The 15,872-nt window shown below is 46.5% G+C and carries 14 protein-coding genes; 6 read left to right on the top strand and 8 right to left on the bottom strand.

Annotated features, from left to right (window positions below; genetic code table 11):
- On the top strand, nt 1–194 hold a 194-nt coding region (locus tag QUA20_RS23705; protein WP_333191650.1), incomplete at its 5' end, for a hypothetical protein.
- 40 nt (nt 195–234) lie between these two features.
- Here QUA20_RS23705 and dnaG read toward each other — a convergent pair.
- The gene (gene dnaG / locus QUA20_RS23700) at nt 235–2,262 is read right to left on the bottom strand and encodes a DNA primase (protein ID WP_333191649.1); all 2,028 of its coding nucleotides are present in this window, start codon (nt 2,260–2,262) and stop codon (nt 235–237) included.
- Nucleotides 2,263–2,677: 415 nt separating this feature from the next.
- Between dnaG and QUA20_RS23695 the strand changes: the two genes are divergently transcribed.
- The 3 genes from QUA20_RS23695 (at nt 2,678) to QUA20_RS23685 (ending at nt 6,220) form a co-directional block, all read left to right on the top strand.
- Nucleotides 2,678–3,619: an NAD-dependent epimerase/dehydratase family protein gene (locus QUA20_RS23695; protein WP_333191647.1), complete on the top strand. Its 942-nt coding sequence runs from the start codon at nt 2,678–2,680 to the stop codon at nt 3,617–3,619.
- Nucleotides 3,620–3,730: 111 nt separating this feature from the next.
- Nucleotides 3,731–4,024 carry a hypothetical protein gene (locus QUA20_RS23690; protein ID WP_333191645.1) on the top strand — a complete coding sequence of 98 codons (294 nt, stop codon included), beginning with the start codon at nt 3,731–3,733 and terminating at the stop codon, nt 4,022–4,024.
- A 54-nt stretch (nt 4,025–4,078) separates the two neighbouring features.
- Nucleotides 4,079–6,220: a tetratricopeptide repeat protein gene (locus QUA20_RS23685; protein WP_333191644.1), complete on the top strand. Its 2,142-nt coding sequence runs from the start codon at nt 4,079–4,081 to the stop codon at nt 6,218–6,220.
- Nucleotides 6,221–6,287: 67 nt separating this feature from the next.
- Here the strand turns inward: QUA20_RS23685 and QUA20_RS23680 are convergent, their stop codons facing one another.
- Together QUA20_RS23680 and QUA20_RS23675 are read right to left on the bottom strand one after the other, a co-directional pair.
- The gene (locus tag QUA20_RS23680) at nt 6,288–6,956 is read right to left on the bottom strand and encodes a hypothetical protein (protein WP_333191643.1); all 669 of its coding nucleotides are present in this window, start codon (nt 6,954–6,956) and stop codon (nt 6,288–6,290) included.
- A 65-nt stretch (nt 6,957–7,021) separates the two neighbouring features.
- A complete protein-coding gene (locus QUA20_RS23675; RefSeq protein WP_333191642.1) occupies nt 7,022–7,348 on the bottom strand; it encodes an MgPME-cyclase complex family protein in 327 nt (108 codons plus the stop codon).
- Between the two features lie 695 nt (nt 7,349–8,043).
- Between QUA20_RS23675 and QUA20_RS23670 the strand changes: the two genes are divergently transcribed.
- Nucleotides 8,044–9,243 carry a glycosyltransferase gene (locus tag QUA20_RS23670; protein WP_333191640.1) on the top strand — a complete coding sequence of 400 codons (1,200 nt, stop codon included), beginning with the start codon at nt 8,044–8,046 and terminating at the stop codon, nt 9,241–9,243.
- 157 nt (nt 9,244–9,400) lie between these two features.
- Here the strand turns inward: QUA20_RS23670 and QUA20_RS23665 are convergent, their stop codons facing one another.
- The 4 genes from QUA20_RS23665 to QUA20_RS23650 all read right to left on the bottom strand — a co-directional run bounded on the left by QUA20_RS23665 (nt 9,401) and on the right by QUA20_RS23650 (nt 13,835).
- Complete coding sequence (locus QUA20_RS23665) at nt 9,401–10,309, bottom strand: MoxR family ATPase (RefSeq protein WP_333191638.1); 909 nt, start codon at nt 10,307–10,309, stop codon at nt 9,401–9,403.
- A 163-nt stretch (nt 10,310–10,472) separates the two neighbouring features.
- Complete coding sequence (locus QUA20_RS23660) at nt 10,473–11,687, bottom strand: bifunctional riboflavin kinase/FAD synthetase (protein ID WP_333191636.1); 1,215 nt, start codon at nt 11,685–11,687, stop codon at nt 10,473–10,475.
- A gap of 236 nt (nt 11,688–11,923) precedes the next feature.
- Nucleotides 11,924–12,832, bottom strand: coding sequence for an MBL fold metallo-hydrolase (locus QUA20_RS23655; protein ID WP_333191654.1), 909 nt, complete (start codon nt 12,830–12,832; stop codon nt 11,924–11,926).
- Between the two features lie 784 nt (nt 12,833–13,616).
- Nucleotides 13,617–13,835 (bottom strand): hypothetical protein, encoded by a 219-nt coding sequence (locus QUA20_RS23650; RefSeq protein ID WP_333191634.1) that lies wholly within the window; start codon nt 13,833–13,835, stop codon nt 13,617–13,619.
- A gap of 394 nt (nt 13,836–14,229) precedes the next feature.
- Here QUA20_RS23650 and QUA20_RS23645 point away from each other — a divergent pair, with 394 nt between their 5' ends.
- On the top strand, nt 14,230–15,162 hold the full coding sequence (locus tag QUA20_RS23645) for a hypothetical protein (protein WP_333191633.1): 933 nt from the start codon (nt 14,230–14,232) through the stop codon (nt 15,160–15,162).
- Here QUA20_RS23645 and QUA20_RS23640 read toward each other — a convergent pair.
- Nucleotides 15,130–15,747, bottom strand: a complete 618-nt coding sequence (locus QUA20_RS23640) for a hypothetical protein (RefSeq protein WP_333191631.1) — start codon at nt 15,745–15,747, stop codon at nt 15,130–15,132. The two genes, QUA20_RS23645 and QUA20_RS23640, sit on opposite strands and share 33 nt — an antisense overlap.
- Nucleotides 15,748–15,872 lie beyond the last annotated feature (125 nt).

The raw sequence follows: 15,872 nt of genomic DNA, 5'->3' as shown, positions 1-15,872 counted from the left end.
ACGTATTAAATTCAAGTCCAGTCACCCTACTTAATATTTTGTTACATACTTATGGATTTTCCCGCCGACCTACTTACCACAGCTTTCGAGACCGCGAGTGCAAGAGTGTCCCTACAATTAATCCGGGTAGGGACACCGCACTGCGGTGTCCTCTATATAATTCCGGTGCAACCGGAAACGATATCAAGTCCTAGATTTTTGATTGTTCCTAACAAGGAATTTAGTCCTGAACTTCTAGAAATTTACCCCCCAAGGTACGGATGTTAAATCGTAAAAATTAACTTGACGCAGCCGCTCTAATTCCTTGAGCCATTCTTGTTCGGCACAGAATTGTTGGTGATATTCTATAGCCTCTTCGCCACTGCTAGCGGCCTTGGCTTTTTCCCACATATTGAGTGCAATCCGGCGCCGCTTCATGCTGATAATTTGCTCGATACAGGCGAGGGCAGATCTAATTACTAGAGGTGCGCGATAAACATTTCTTTCTGAGAACTCGTTTAAGTGAAATAAATGCGAGATTTGATTGAGTTGATTGGGATATTCAATGAAGCTATCTTGCAATTTCAATATTAACTCTGAAGGCGCTACTTGTAAAGACATTTTGTGCAATATTTCTGCATTCACAATCTGATGCCACAAAAATCTGTGGTGAGAAAGGCTAAACTGCACGTCTCTAGCTTCTATTGCTTCTCTGACATCTTGGCGGTGTTCGGGACAGTGCAAATAAATCTGCAATAATTGCGCTTCAGCTTCTTCTAAAAGACTGCGGGCTACGGCAGATAAACTTGATTTTGAGCTTTTGTTTTCGCCGCTTGCACGCTGCTTTTTATATTGTTTTTTCGGCTTCAGTTTGTTTCTTATTAACAGGGGCATTGTCAAAGATTCGTCTTGACTTTGCCGCTTTGCCCAATCGCTGCCTACTTGATTGAGCAAGTTCTCTGCGAGCATTTTGGTGAGTCTATAATCTCCTTTGCTAAGAATTTCGGCGCACTTTTGCAGGTAATGTGCTAGCTGATTGTCGTCAGTGATATTGGTTAATAAATTAATGATTTTTTTGGTGACTTGCTGGGAAGTATCGGCTTGCTTCAAATCTTGATTGACGAGCATTTGTTGAAGTTGCCAGTCGAGCCACAACGGAGCATTTTCTAGCAATTCTAAGTATTGTTCAGGGGAGTATGTTTTGAGGTATTCGTCGGCATCTTTGCCGTCGGGAATGTTGAGCACTCGCAGTTGTACTTCTCCTTGATAAGCGAGTTTTTCTATTTCTCCAATAGCGCGTTCTGCTGCTTGAGTTCCTGCTTTGTCGGCGTCGAAGTTGAGGATAATTTGTTTGGAGTCAGTGTAGCGCAATAACTGTCGCACTTGGTTTAAACTTAAGGCGGTGCCGAGGGAAGCGACGGCGTTGGAGATGCCGGCGGCCTGAAGTGCGATCGCATCAAAGTACCCCTCTACAACCACTGCGCGATCGGCTTTGCTAATGGCTGTTTTCGCCGTATCTAAGGCAAATAAAGTTTTGCCTTTATCGAAGAGTTCTGTTTCGGGAGAATTGAGGTATTTCGGCTGTTCGTCGCCGAGAGCTCTGCCGCCGAAACCGATGACTCTGCCTTGGGTGTCGCGTATGGGAATCATAATCCGATTGCGGAAGCGATCGTAATAACCGCTGCCGCCATTTTTTCGGGGTACAATTAATCCAGCTTGTTCTACTAATTGCGCCGGATAGTTTTTCTGTTCTACTAAATAACTGTAAAGTGCTTCCCAACCTTGGGGCGCATAACCTAATTGAAATTTTTGGATAGTTTCTTCGCTAAGCTTGCGCTCTGATTTGAGATATGCTAAGGGTTCTTCTCCTTGGGTTTGCCGCAAAGCGTGTTCGTAAAACTTGGCTGTTAGTGCTGAGATTTCATAGAGTTGTTCCCGCAGAGAAATTTGCCGCTGCAATTCTTGTCGGTGTTCTGGTTCGACAGTTTTGACGGGGACTTGATAATTTTTAGCTAATTCTAATACTACTTCGCTGAAAGGGCGTTTCTCCAATTCCATGAGAAACTTAAAAGCATTGCCGCCTGCACCGCAGCCGAAACAATAATACATTTGTTTGCCGGGACTGACTGTAAAGCTGGGAGATTTTTCGTCGTGAAATGGACACAAACCTACGAATTCTTTCCCCCGTTTACGCAAGACGACGCGACCGGAAATAACGTCTACTATGTCGGCTCTTTGTTTGACTTCTTCGATTGTTTCTGGATGCAGCCGGGGAACTTGCATAGGGCTATTTTAGGGAAATTGAAAGTATAGCGGAAGGAAGAAGGAAGAAGGAAGAAGGAAGAAGGAAGAAGGAAGAAGGAAGAAGGAAGAAGGAAGAAGGAAGAAAGAAAGAAGAAGACCCTTCTGCTTTGCGATCATCGGGTAAACAGGAGGAAGAAGGAAGAAAAGCCAGGGTTTTAGCAAGTGAGAAAGTGTGAATCGTCTTAAAGATTGCTATATGTTTATTTTGAGCGATCGCACTTTAGTAAAGCACAGAACTGACTTTCTGGACTTGCGCACAAAAACTCTAGCGTTCCGGGTTTTTATACCAGGGCTGATGGCTGTTACCATATTTTTTCGTAAAAAACCCTGTTTTTCCGTAAGGCATAAGTTTATTGTAAGATATTTACACTAACTGTAAGGAGCATCGAAAATAATGCGAATTTTAATGATGGGCGGTACTCGGTTTATCGGGGTTTATCTTACTAAGATTTTAGCAGCACAAGGGCATGAAGTGGTGTTGTTTAACCGCGGCAACAAGCCGGTACCAGTTTCGGGCGTGAAACAGATTCAGGGCGATCGCACAAATGTCGAACAACTAAAAGAAAAGTTATCGACGGTCGAGTTTGACGCTGTTTTTGACAACAACGGTCGCGAACTCAGCGATACAAAGCCTTTAGCTGAAATATTTAAAGGGCGGGTGCAGCACTTTGTTTACATGAGCTCTGCGGGGGTTTATTTGAAGTCGGATCAAATGCCTCATATGGAAGGGGACGCTACCGATCCTAAAAGCCGACATTTGGGTAAATGCGAAACCGAAACTTACTTGGCCGCATCGGGTTTGCCTTGGACTTCTATTCGCCCGACTTACATTTACGGGCCACAAAATTATAACGATTTGGAGGCTTGGTTTTTCGATCGCATTGCGCGCGATCGACCGATTCCGATTCCCGGTAACGGAATGCACTTCACGCAGTTGGGGCACTGTCAGGATTTGGCTAAAGCAATGGCGGCGGTTTTGGGTAACGAAAGGGCGATCGGGCAAATTTACAACGTTTCGGGCGATCGATTTGTTACCTTTGACGGTTTAGCCCGTGCCTGCATTCAAGCGGCAGGCAAATCTCCTGATGCTATTAAGATTGTACACTACGATCCGAAACAATTTGACTTCGGCAAAAAGAAAGCTTTTCCGATGAGATTGCAGCACTTTTTCGCTTCAGTTAATAAAGCTGTCACCGAGCTTAACTGGCAGCCGGAATTTGACTTACTTTCGGGATTGAAAGATTCTTTTCAGAATGATTATGTAGTTTCGGGGCGGGACAAAGCTGAGATAGATTTTTCAGTCGATGATGAAATTTTGAAATCGGTTCAAAGTTAAGTTAGAGTAGGAGCATCCCAACGCCAGCAAAAATCTAGAACCCCACCCTAAGCCTCCCCTTACTAAGGGGAGGGAACAAGAAAGAAAGCAAACAGGCTGTCACAGTAAAGTTTGCACTGCGCATCTTACATCGGAGCAAAAGATAGCTACTTAGAGGTTATAGCAAAACTCAACAACGACAGGTCGGTAATTATTGAAATCCAAGTTCTAAACTGGCAGACATTGGGCAAGCTAGCTTTGTACAATACAGCAACAACTGATGGAACTAAATTAATGATTGAAGAATTGCACAAGGGATTCCCACCTGTAATTTATTTTATTGAAATCCGGACTCCCCAGTTGTTGCTCGACCAATTAAAAAATTTAGATAAGCCATGTTATATTTTTCAAACGCGGAAGATTTGACAGCTTGGTTGGAAGCTAATTCTCCAAAAGACTAGGAAATATTAGGTGAATTTCATGCTTGGAATAACACTCGGCAATCGCTACAGTATTATCCGTCACTTGGGAGGCGGCGGATTTGCTCAAACTTATTTAGCTGAAGATAAGCAGCTACCAGGCAATCACCTCTGCGTCGTCAAGCAGCTTAAACCTCAAGCAACTGATCCCGAAACTCTACAGGTAGCTAGACGTTTATTCGATACCGAAGCACAAGTTTTGTACAAGTTGGGAAATCACGATCGCATTCCCCGACTTTTTGCTTTTTTTGAAGAGAATCAAGAGTTTTATCTAGTTCAAGAATTTATAGAAGGTCACGATTTAAGTCAAGAAATTATACCCCCCCAAAGCCCCCCTTACCAAGGGGGGGCTGGGGCGGGTTCCCCTTACCAAGGGGGGGCTGCGGGAGTCATGCAGGAAGATGCAGTCATTTGTATATTGCAGGAACTTCTCGAAATTTTAGACTTTGTACACCAGCAAAATGTGATTCACCGCGATGTCAATCCCCGCAATATCCTCCGCAGAGATAGAGACGGAAAATTAGTTTTAATTGACTTCGGCGCAGTCAAAGAAATTACTACTCAAATCAGCAATCCTCAGCCCAAGAATAGCTTGAGTGTCAGCATCGGTACTCCCGGTTATATGCCCAGCGAACAAGCTCACGGCAACCCAAAACTCAGCAGCGATATCTATGCCGCAGGTGCGATCGCAATTCAGTTTCTCACTGGCATAAATCCTCACCAAATGCCCAAAAATCCCGATACAGAGGAAATTATTTGGCAGGACAAAACATCAGTCAGTCCTGAATTTGCGAAGATTTTAGATAAGATGGTAAAGTACGATTTTCGGCAACGTTATTCTAGTGCCGGCGAAACGCTGCAAGCTATTAAAGAATTAAAAAATTCTTTCAGCAGTACGGTTCCTGTATTGCCTCCGGTTGCTGCTGCGAATAAGTCTGTAAAATCCCGAAAAAAACTGTATTTTAAAATATTGTCGATCGTTAGTTTAATTGGCATCAGTATTATAGCATCAATTTATGGTGTAAATACTTTAAATGCTGCAAATGCAACAGACCTGTACAACCGAGGTAATACTCTTTACAATTTAAGCCGATTTGAAGAAGCTCTGGCAGCTTACGAGCGAGCAATAAATCTCAGGCCGGACTACGCGGAAGTTTGGCAGGAAAAAGCCAAAACTTTATATGAATTGAAAAAATATCGAGAATCGCAGTCAGCTTACGATAAAGCCATAGAATTAAAGCCGGAATACTTGGAAGCTTGGACGGGACGCGGTTATGCTTTGGATAAGTTGCAACAGTCTCAAGAGGCGATCGCATCTTTTGATAACGCTTTGAAAATCCAGCCCGACTATGCCTCCGCGTGGGAAGGCAGAGGCGATACTCTGTTAGATTCGCAGCGGTACGAAGAAGCGATCGCATCCTACGAAAAAGCTGTACAATTTCAGTCCACTTTGTACCATTCTTGGTACAATCTGGGACAAGCTTACCAAAAATTAAAACAGTACGATCGATCCGTAGAATCCTATCAAAAAGCACTTGAAATCAAATTCGATAATTATGAAGCTTGGTACAATTTAGGCAATATATTCCTAGAATTAAACAAAAACCAAGAAGCTTTTGAAGCCTACGAAAAAGCCGTGCGGTTTCAGCCAAATTTTTATCAAGCGTGGTACAGTCAAGGCATTGCTTTGCTGAAAATGCGCCGACATGAAGCAGCGGTAGAAGCTTACGAAAAAGCTGTTAAATTAAAACCGGATTATTATCAAGCGTGGTATAATTTAGGCTGGTCTTACCACGAATTGCGCAGGTACGAACAAGCAATTGAGTGTTATAACAGAGCCTTAGATTTAAACCCGAAAGAATATCAAGCGTGGTACAATAGAGGCAATGCTCAGTACAATTTAAAGCGGTACGAAGATGCGATAGTATCTTACAATGAAGCCGTCTATGTCAAGCCTGACTACTCGGAAGCCTGGTACAGCCGCGGCAATGCACTTGTGGCGGTAAAAAGATACGAAGATGCGATCGCCTCCTATGACAAAGCAATTCGCTACAAACCGGATTACGGAGCGGCAATGGAAGCAAAAAAGCGGGCAGAAAGTCAGCTAGGAAGCAGCCCGCTAGAATCCCAACAACAACAATAATTGTTATTAACTCGCTGAGGCGGGCTTTGTTTGACAATAAGCAATTTCAATTGCCAAGTTTTATCTTTTAGCGAACAGCGGGAGCAATTACGGTAACTCGGCGGCTGTCTACTAACATCGGCCAAAAACCTCGATCGCTCAATGTTTTTACTGCAGCAGTAGCGGCGTTTTGATCCGTTGTATAAGCGACGAATAAAAAGGGACGCTGGCCGTAGGAAGCTAAGCCTATTTGCGTGCCTAATGCTTCCCTGACTTGGGCGGCTAATTCCGGTTGGTTGAAGTAATCTACTAACACTGCATAACCAGGGCCCAGGGGTTGGGGATTGAAGGCAAGATTGCCCGTTGGAGGATTGGTGATTGGTTCAGAATCGGGCGCTGGCTGAGGGTTGTAGACTGGCAAATTTTGGGGTAGTGCCGCTGCGGGCGATCGTACTACGTAAGCTTGCAATCCGACAACATCCTCGATGTATTTAACCCAATCGCTGGCGATTTGCGAGTCGCGAAAGCCACCAACTCGCGTCACCGTGTCATTAATGTACCGACAAACTGTGTTGTTAGTATTTCCTGGGAAAGAGCGTTTTGCTCTTTCTTGCTGTTCGGGGGTTCGGGTGACAATTAACAGTAGATATTCATCGGACTGCGGCGGTTGGCAGCTCGATTGAGCTTTAACAGAACTCGATAAAATTGTTAAGACTAAAAGGGCTGTCGAAGTTGCAGAAAATAGGGGTATAGACAAAATAAATTTGTAGAGTTTACCCCTAATTGTTGTTAGTTGTTTTATCCGAGATTTGGCTATTTTATTCATGCTGTCTGTAGGGAGGCTAGGGCATCGGGAATAGTTGGTGATGGTGCTTGAAATTCACCTGTCAGTACATATTCTAATCGCAGTTTCAACCAGGTGATGAAGACTGGATCGGTAGAAATAATAGCGGCGGCTGGCTGAGGGCATTTTGCTTTAACTTCTGCCATTGTCGGTGCTTCTAGGAAAGCGGGCTGTTTGACCAACCAGAAGTCTATTTCTTTTTCTTGTTCATTGTAGTTGCGAGTTCTTTCTTTAAACACTTCATCTAGGGCTTCTTCTTCTAGCAAAAAGCGTTGGCTGGCTAAAACGTAGTAGTAGGTTTGCATTTTGGTCGCTTGTTAGGGGTTGACGGTTAGTGGTTAATGCCGCCTGTACCGACCAGTTTTGCTGGTCAGGGGCGGGTTTGCCGAGTTGCGGTCGTTGGAGAGTTCTAGACTCTTGTGCCGTTTACTTTACCTTATTTGCTGTCATCTTGGGTAGATGCAGAGCAAGTCGCCTCATAAAAATTTTTGGTGGTGAGAGTTGGGGGAGTTGCGGGTTGTTTGGGGATTTGGGCGATTATTTTCCTGGCGGGTGATTTTGTGGAAAATTTAGGTGACAATAGGAAATTAGATGGAATTGCACGTTGAATAATTACCAATTATTGAGACAATCAGGGGGTTCTTCAACCTAATTGGGAGTAGTTTGCATATGAAAACACTTCGGACAGTTTTTGATTGCCAACCCTAAAATAAGGCTTTCATGGCGATTGGGCGATCGAGCTGCCTGGGTGAAAATGAAGGGTTTGTGACTACTACCTAAAAACATTCCTGACTATTGTATTAAAAATGTAAAATGTGTGGATGGATTTGCTCGCGCCGGAATAGCGCTCGCCCCGCTGTCACTTCCCCTGTTCCGCCAAAAGCGATCGCCCTCCACCCATGCTCAAATAAGCTCAACAAATCAGCTAAATTTATTGCCCAGGGAATGCAGCTAAAGGCTAAACTAATCTAAGTTTTACCATAAAATTTTCTCCCCGTTCATGAACATCGCTTATTTAGTTAACCAATATCCCAAAGTCAGCCACAGCTTTGTCCGCAGAGAAGTGCTAGCCGTTGAAAATTGCGGCATGAAAGTTGGACGTTTTTCCATCCGATCCTGCGAATCAGAACTCGTTGATGGGGCCGACAAACTAGAGCAAGAATTGACTAAAGTAATTTTAGGAGTTGGTGTACAGGGGTTAGCGTGGGGTTTGCTCCGCGTTGCTGCAACTAGACCGATTCGATTCATCGAAGCTGTGCGGTTAATGTTCAAAGTTGGCTGGCACTCGGAACGGGGGATTTTGCTGCATCTAGCTTATTTAGCAGAAGCTTGCATTCTTTTAAATTGGTTTGCAGAATCGGGTACAGCACACGTTCACGCTCACTTCGGGACAAATTCGACAACAGTCGCTATGCTGTGCCGCGTGCTTGGCGGCCCGACTTACAGTTTCACCGTTCACGGGCCTGAAGAATTTGATAAAGCCACACTTCTTTCCTTAGACGAAAAAATTAAACGATCGACCTTTGTCGCAGCGGTTAGTTCCTTCGGTAAAAGTCAGCTTTTTCGGTGGTGCGATCGCACTTTTTGGTCAAAAATTCACGTCATACACTGCGGCGTAGATGCTGCATTTTTAGCTGCACCCTACGTCCCCATACCCGCAGCACCCCGCTTAGCTTGCATTGGCCGGCTCAGCGAACAAAAAGGTCATTTGTTATTGCTAGAAGCTGCTAACTTGCTAGCAGTTCAAGGCTTAGAGTTTAAGTTGGTACTCGTAGGAGACGGGCCGCTGCGATCGGATATTGAAAAGCAGATTCTGCAACTCGGTCTGCAAAATCATATAGAAATTACCGGCTGGGCCAGTGGCGATCGAGTTCAGCAAGAGATTTTAGCTTCGCGGGCAATGGTATTGCCGAGTTTTGCTGAAGGTTTGCCCGTCGTAATTATGGAAGCCCTCGCTCTCAATCGGCCCGTAATTAGCACTTATGTTGCTGGCATCCCGGAACTCGTAGAACCCGGTGTTTGCGGTTGGTTAGTTCCTCCCGGTTCCGCAGAAGCATTAGCCGTAGCAATGCGTGCGGTATTGGAAGCACCTGTAGAAAAGCTAGAAAAAATGGGGAAAACAGGAGCCGAGAGAGTTGCTCAACAACACAATGTTGATTTAGAGGCAAAAAAATTAGTCGCGCTGTTTGAGAGTGCTTGAAAATGGTGCAAAACCTATTGATTAACTGACATTTTGCACCATTATTAATAAGTCTTTCAAGGGCGGGATCTCCTGCCCACCCCACAGGCAAATTAATTGTTTGTGGAACAGGCAGCTTGCCTGTTCCTTTAATTAAAGCAACCTACTTACAAACTTTTTAAGGAATAGGAACAGACCGCAACAACTTGTCAACAATCGCCTTAGCCCTCCTTCCCCCCGCCGGAATCAATCGGTGAGACAGTACGTGCGGCGCCAAATATTTCACATCATCAGGAGTCCCATAATCCCGGCCCTCCATAAACGCCAAAGCCTGGGAAGCCCGGTGCAAAGCCACCGCACCCCGGGGACTCACTCCCAGAGTAATCTCCTCATCTTCCCGGGTCGATCGCACCAAATCTACAATATACTGTTTCAAAGAGCCTTCCACCTTCACACCAGCGCACAAACGGCGCAATTCCTGCACCTCTTCCAAAGAAATACAAGGCTGCAAATCTTCAACAGCAAAACTATCAGAAAGCCGTTCCAACATTTGCAACTCTTCCAATGCAGCGGGATAGCCCAAAGTCAAAGACAAAGTAAACCGATCCATTTGAGCTTCCGGTAGCGGAAAAGTGCCTTGATATTCGATCGGGTTCTGAGTCGCAATCACAAAAAACGGCGCGGGAACATTCCGAGAAACTCCATCTACTGTCACCTGCTTTTCTTCCATCACCTCCAGCAAAGCTGACTGAGTTCGCGGCGTCGCCCGATTGATTTCATCGGCAAGCAAAACATTAGCAAAAACTGGCCCGGGCAAAAACTCAAACTCTCCGCTGCGCGGATTCCAAATATTAGTACCGGTGATATCCGTCGGTAACAAATCGGGAGTACACTGAATCCGCTGAAACTTCCCATCGATCGATCGCGCCAAAGACTTCGCCAGCAGAGTTTTTCCCACACCCGGCACATCTTCCAGCAGCGCGTGCCCACCCGAAAGCACGGCTACCAGCACCAAGCGAATAGCATCAGCTTTGCCAACAATAGTCTTGCCTAGATTTTGTTTGAGCCGCTCAATATGTTGTCTCATATCCCTGATTGCTAATTGCTAATTGCTAATTGTTGATCGAACATCAAATTGCCAAATTCTTGAGTCTTTGCCTTGCGGACTTCCGATTTGTCCAACTAGAATTTAGTCTGACTCATCTTGCACCATTTTTAAAACCGATCGCCCGTTCTAGATCACATAATTATTAGACTTTAGCAGTTAAGAGGCTTCTAGCAATATCGCAATCTGCCTGAATTTGAGTTTTGAGAGCATCCAGAGAAGCGAATTTTTGTTCTGGCCGCAAAAACTCTACCAAACTCGCGCTCAAGGTTTTACCGTACAAATCCCCAGACCAATCTAACAGGTGAACTTCCACAGTGGGTTGCAGGCCGTCTACCGTCGGGCGACAGCCAACATTCATCACCCCATTGACAAAAAATAAATTTGATGCTGTGTCGGGGATTACAGATTTGGGGTTTTCCCGCTGATAGGAAGAACTTTCATCTTTCATCTTTTCCCATCCATGTTTCACCGAGACTCGCACCGCGTACACGCCAAAACGCGGCAAAAATTTTTCCGGCGGCAGTTCGAGATTAGCCGTAGGAAATCCGATCGTCCTGCCCAGCCGCTGTCCGCCAACCACAGTCCCGACTAAACTGTAAGGTCGCCCCAGCAACTGATTCGCTCTTGTGAGGTCGCCGGATGCCAGACCTTCGCGGATTGCAGAACTGCTGATCCGATCGCCCTCACCGCAATTGTGCAGGGGTACAAGAGCAACATCAATACCGTAACCCGAGGCGATCGACTGCAAACCCACAGCCGTCCCAGCGCGTCCCCGTCCAAACCGAAAATCAACCCCCACACTAATTCGACTTGCTTGTAGTTGTTGCACCAAAATTTTCTCGACAAACTCAGAAGCAGTCAAAGCCGCCAATTCTCGATCGAACGGCAGCAGCACAAGTTGCTCGACGCCCATTGCTGCGAGCAATTCTACCTTTTCTGCCAGAGGCGTCAGCAGTTTTTTCGGTTGACCCGTAAAAAATTCTTGCGGGTGGGGATCGAAGGTCACCACAGTGCTGTAAAGTCGTTCGACCCCATCATCATCGCGACCAGAGAGGCTGTTGCCCTCTGCCCTGGGGCCTATCAAACCCTCGAAATTATCGCGGCTGCCGGCTATATCCGGCGGTGCTGCTGAGTCGTTGTAGCAGGTCGCCGGAGGTTTGCTTTCCAAATTTTCATCTGTGCCAGCGTTTGAACGCAAGTTTTCTCCCGACGCAAAAACCGTCGCAGAATTTGGCCCAGGCGATCGATTTAAAATTGGCTGCACGACTTGTTGATGCCCTAGGTGCAAACCGTCAAAGTTTCCCAAGGCAACAGAAGTTGGAGTCAGAGCAGCCGTACAAGAAGAAGTTACCCACACGCTTAATATTTTGACATACTTAGCCAGATTGCGATCGCCAGTCGATTTTAGATTTTAGATTTTAGATTTTAGAATTGACTCCATAGATGCAATCTGGGAGATTGAACTTTGGTCTAAACTTTTTGGTTTTCCACAACAGCAGTCGGAGGCTTGTATGCGTCTTTGAGGTCAGCCCTAACTTAAATTTGAGATTTCCGACCTCAAGATTTCAGAAGTATCTGGCAATCTCAAATCCATCAGACAGGCACTTTAGGCGCTTGCACCGACTCTTGAGACAAATCGCGATCGGGAGGCAGCAACTGTAACGACAAACCTTCCCGCGCCATCAAACTGTTGGGGAACCTTTGAGCCACTTGTTCTCCCACCCTGTCTAAAAACTCGTCATTGTGCAGCGGGTCGTGGTGAAAAATCACCAACTTTTTGACATTAGCAGCCTTTGCCACCTTCACCGCTTCCTGCCAAGTCGAATGTCCCCAGCCGACCTTGCTGCTCTTCTCCGCATAATACTCCTCATCGGTATAAGTAGCGTCGTAGATCAGCACCTCAGCATCGCGGGCCAAATACAGCACATTTTCGTCCAAACGGTCGGGCAAATGTTCGGTATCAGTCACGTAAGCAGCCGAATACCCCCGCCAGTTTACGCGGTAGCCTACAGCTTCCCCGGGATGGTTCAACAAAGCAGTTTCCACCTTAATATCTCCGATTTCCAGCGGTTGACCCACTTCTATATCGTTAAATTTCAGGTCTGCCCCCATAATTTGCAGGGGCACCGGAAAATTCGGGTGGAGCATTTGGTCGTGGAGCCGCTGCTGGATAGTAGCGTTATTAGGAGAAGGAGCAACTGCCCCATAGATATGAAAACAATTGCCCTTAATAAAAGCTGGGACAAAAAATGGGAATCCTTGAATGTGATCCCAGTGAGAGTGAGTAAAAAACATATGAGCTTCTACGGGCATCTGGGACAGGAGAGTTTGTCCCAAAACCCGCAATCCTGTACCGCCATCGAAAATTAGGCGACTGTCACCCACTCGCATTTCTATACAGGGCGTGTTACCCCCGTAACGTACTGTTTCAGCCCCAGGAGAGGCTATGCTACCTCTAACGCCCCAGAAGTGAACCGTGAATTGATTTTGCATACTAGATATGGGTTTTCCTGCAAGATTGTTCCGGCGAGCCATCGGTAAGGTGTTTACATACTGGTAGGGGCTTTACCATCAAACCCAAGCTCTTTGACGGTCGAGAAACGCACTTGTTGGAAGTGCCAAGAGTCTCGCTTGCCAGAGAATGCAAAACTGTTGGGCTTGACAACTGAGCAAGAAATTACAAGGTAGACTAATCAAGTCTCGATCGTAAGTTTTCTTTTCTTCTCTTCACTAGCCTAACCTCCGCAGACACAGTTTGGCGCAGAAGTTGTGCCTGAGTTTGGTCAAAAGCCGCTGTTTTTCCAGCCTCCGCACTTGCCGAACTGGATCGCGCGGTTGATTGTTGGCGCTGCTGCTTCACGGGTTTGAACCCGGATGATGCCCTTCCTGCGATCTAATCGGGTCGATCGACCATAATATCCAGACGCCGGGGCGGGTTGACGCCGATATCTGGCTGATATTGCCGATCGGGCGTGACGGGACGGCCCCTAAAATAATTACGGTTAATTTACCGGACTTGATATGCTCCCGCCACCGAACCCCTACCTATGAGGATCGGGGACTCCTTTTAACAAGAAGCCGATTTAATTAACTCAACTCCCATTAATTCCAAAATCTTAGCAGTTTAGGAATGCTCCTGCTATTAATTATCAAACAATACTGTCTGGATTCTCGGCCTGCCCGGAGACTGCTGTCCGTCCAGCTAACCCTCAGTCGATTTTAAATTTTAGACTTCGGCGAGCGCTCAGCCGAGTCGAGCCGTCGAGTCGCGCTCAGTCGAACGATTTTAGATTTTCGATTTACTCCACAGATGAATCTGGGACCTTGAACGAGAGTCTAAAATTTTTGCTTCTGCACCGCGAGTGTCGGAAACTTGTATCCGTTTTTGGGCGGGGTCAAGCTGTGAACCGAGCATCATTTGACAGCCGGGGACAGCGATCGTTCGGGGCTGCGGGCAAAAACCTAAATTTTCCTCGCGCATTTCTCGGCGGACGAATTCAATCACCCAAAATAGCCCTATTTCCTGAAATTAAAAATTTTTCGGTTTTTTGCCCTCAGGCCAACTCCGATCGCCCTTGGGCCTCAAGAGCGATTCAGAAATATTATTCGTTGTTGAACTGTTGTGCTTTTCTCAACAATCTTCAATTACTCTATCTTTGGTAATGATTTATCGGAATTCTACCAAGTTGCCGTAGTCACCGCGAGTTTAAATTTCTGGTATTATAGAGTCTAAGACTCTTGGTTTCCGAGAATCTAAATCAGTGGTAAAAAAGCCTGGATCGTACCATTTTAGATTTTAGATCGGTAAAGACTGATTGTGTAATGGTTTGAAACAGGCCGACAGTTGCAGAGTTTATTGAAACGGGTATAAGTTAAAGTTATTTGTCAAAAAAGTCAGTATGGATCAAGTTAAAAAAACTACAACCAAGCTGAATCGATCGCCAGTGAAAGTGTCCGATCGCACTTTGGAATTCGATCTGCACCCGTCGAGCGAGCTGTCCTTAGAAATGACTGAAGCCCGAGCTTTGAGGGAATTTAGTTCGGACGATCGCCCGCCGGGAACCCCAGCAGCGACAGGACAGACTGGCGCAACAAAGCGCCGGAGAGTAGATGGCAAGACTTCCCGGGCTCGATCGCCTGTGGTTTCTACTGCCTTTCTCAAGTGGCTGCTAGAGAGTTTGACTCGATCGAAAGGTTGGCTGGCAGTTGTCACCCTGGCAGCAGTTTGGGGGTGGTGGAACAGTCAGTTGCTGTTTTCCACGGGCCTGGGGATAGCAGCGATGATGGTGGTTTACCGAGGGCAGTCGTGGGACTGGCAATTGCTGCGATCGAAAGGCGAGCAATTTTGGGAGGGCCCGAACCGCCGATTTGTTTTAGCCGTGGGCACCGGCGGGATTGCAACCTTGGGCGCTTACATGAGTTTGGCGATTTGGGCGGACTCCGAGAGCCACTGGATGGCTTTGAGCCTGATTTTGCAGAACTTTGGCACGATCGCGATTGCAGGGCTGTTGCTGCGACAAGCGCTGAGTCTGGGCGCCTCAAAAGATGAAGTGGCGCTCGATCGCATCCTGGCAGATTTGACCGATCCTGACCCCGTGAAGCGTTTGATTGCAGTGCGGCAAATGACCGATTTGGTGAATAAGGGTGGGTTTGGCCCTGTGAGCTCTGTCAAAAGTTCGATCGCCCGTTCCCGCGCTGCCGAGTGCTTTCGCCTGATGCTGAGTCGGGAACCAGAAGCTTTAGTCCGCAATGCCCTTCTCGAAGGTTTGCAGACTTGGGACGCTACTTATGGCTTTGCTCTAAAATCCAAAAATCAAGTCATCGACTACTAGCTGACCGTCAAAAGCGTAAAAAGTAATTCGATGAATATTCGGAGCTTTTACGCGCAGGGGAGCGCTAGGAGCGATCGGAGAATTAGACCCGGCCAGATTGGGCGCCGGCATTTCATCCTGAACAATTGGGTTGCCGTCGATGTCGCAAGCAGATAAAACAGTTCGCCGCGAACTGGTAACAAGTCCTGACACCCAGCGAACTGGATGCTTAAAAGTTACTTCTATCAGTCCGCTTTTTGGGGCTCCCATTAACACTGTTGTCCCAGAACCCGTGAAAAATGCTGGGTTTGAAGGTTGGATGGCGACGGCATTGGTAAAAGTAACCCCCCAATGTGCAAACTGGTGCTCTACTACTTCAAAGCATTTCAAATCTTCTAAAGCTAGGCGGACGATCGCCGGTACGGTGGCGGCGCGCGATCGCACCTCTGACCCTGCGCCTGAGCGTTCTGGAGTGGCGACTACAGACTTTTTGCCGTTTAAATCCATGCTTCGATAGGCTGTATCAAATTCTGCAAACCCGTCAGATTGAAGACTTTTCGCATCAACCATAAAACCCTCGCGATCCCGTTTCCTGAGCAGTTGCATTTTTTGTAGACCTCCCTGAGATTAGTTGTTTCTTCTGTTTTGGAAGTGATAACGGCGAGGCCCGTGATTGCCAAACCTGCAATTAGGAATCGAAACCCGATCGCCCCCCTCCAACAAAGACTTTC

Source organism: Microcoleus sp. Pol7_A1 (assembly GCF_036701085.1).
GTDB classification, from domain to species: Bacteria; Cyanobacteriota; Cyanobacteriia; order Cyanobacteriales; family Microcoleaceae; genus Microcoleus; species Microcoleus asticus.
Note: the sequence above shows the minus strand (reverse complement) of the source record. Positions and strands in the feature narration are given on the sequence as shown.

Bases quoted from the DNA above. Each gene is read 5' to 3' on its own strand.
- dnaG (WP_333191649.1), bottom strand. From the start codon at position 2,262: ATGCAAGTTCCCCGGCTGCATCCAGAAACAATCGAAGAAGTCAAACAA.
- QUA20_RS23695 (WP_333191647.1), top strand. From the start codon at position 2,678: ATGCGAATTTTAATGATGGGCGGTACTCGGTTTATCGGGGTTTATCTT.
- QUA20_RS23685 (WP_333191644.1), top strand. From the start codon at position 4,079: ATGCTTGGAATAACACTCGGCAATCGCTACAGTATTATCCGTCACTTG.
- QUA20_RS23675 (WP_333191642.1), bottom strand. From the start codon at position 7,348: ATGCAAACCTACTACTACGTTTTAGCCAGCCAACGCTTTTTGCTAGAA.
- QUA20_RS23670 (WP_333191640.1), top strand. From the start codon at position 8,044: ATGAACATCGCTTATTTAGTTAACCAATATCCCAAAGTCAGCCACAGC.
- QUA20_RS23665 (WP_333191638.1), bottom strand. From the start codon at position 10,309: ATGAGACAACATATTGAGCGGCTCAAACAAAATCTAGGCAAGACTATT.
- QUA20_RS23645 (WP_333191633.1), top strand. From the start codon at position 14,230: ATGGATCAAGTTAAAAAAACTACAACCAAGCTGAATCGATCGCCAGTG.
- QUA20_RS23640 (WP_333191631.1), bottom strand. From the start codon at position 15,747: ATGCAACTGCTCAGGAAACGGGATCGCGAGGGTTTTATGGTTGATGCG.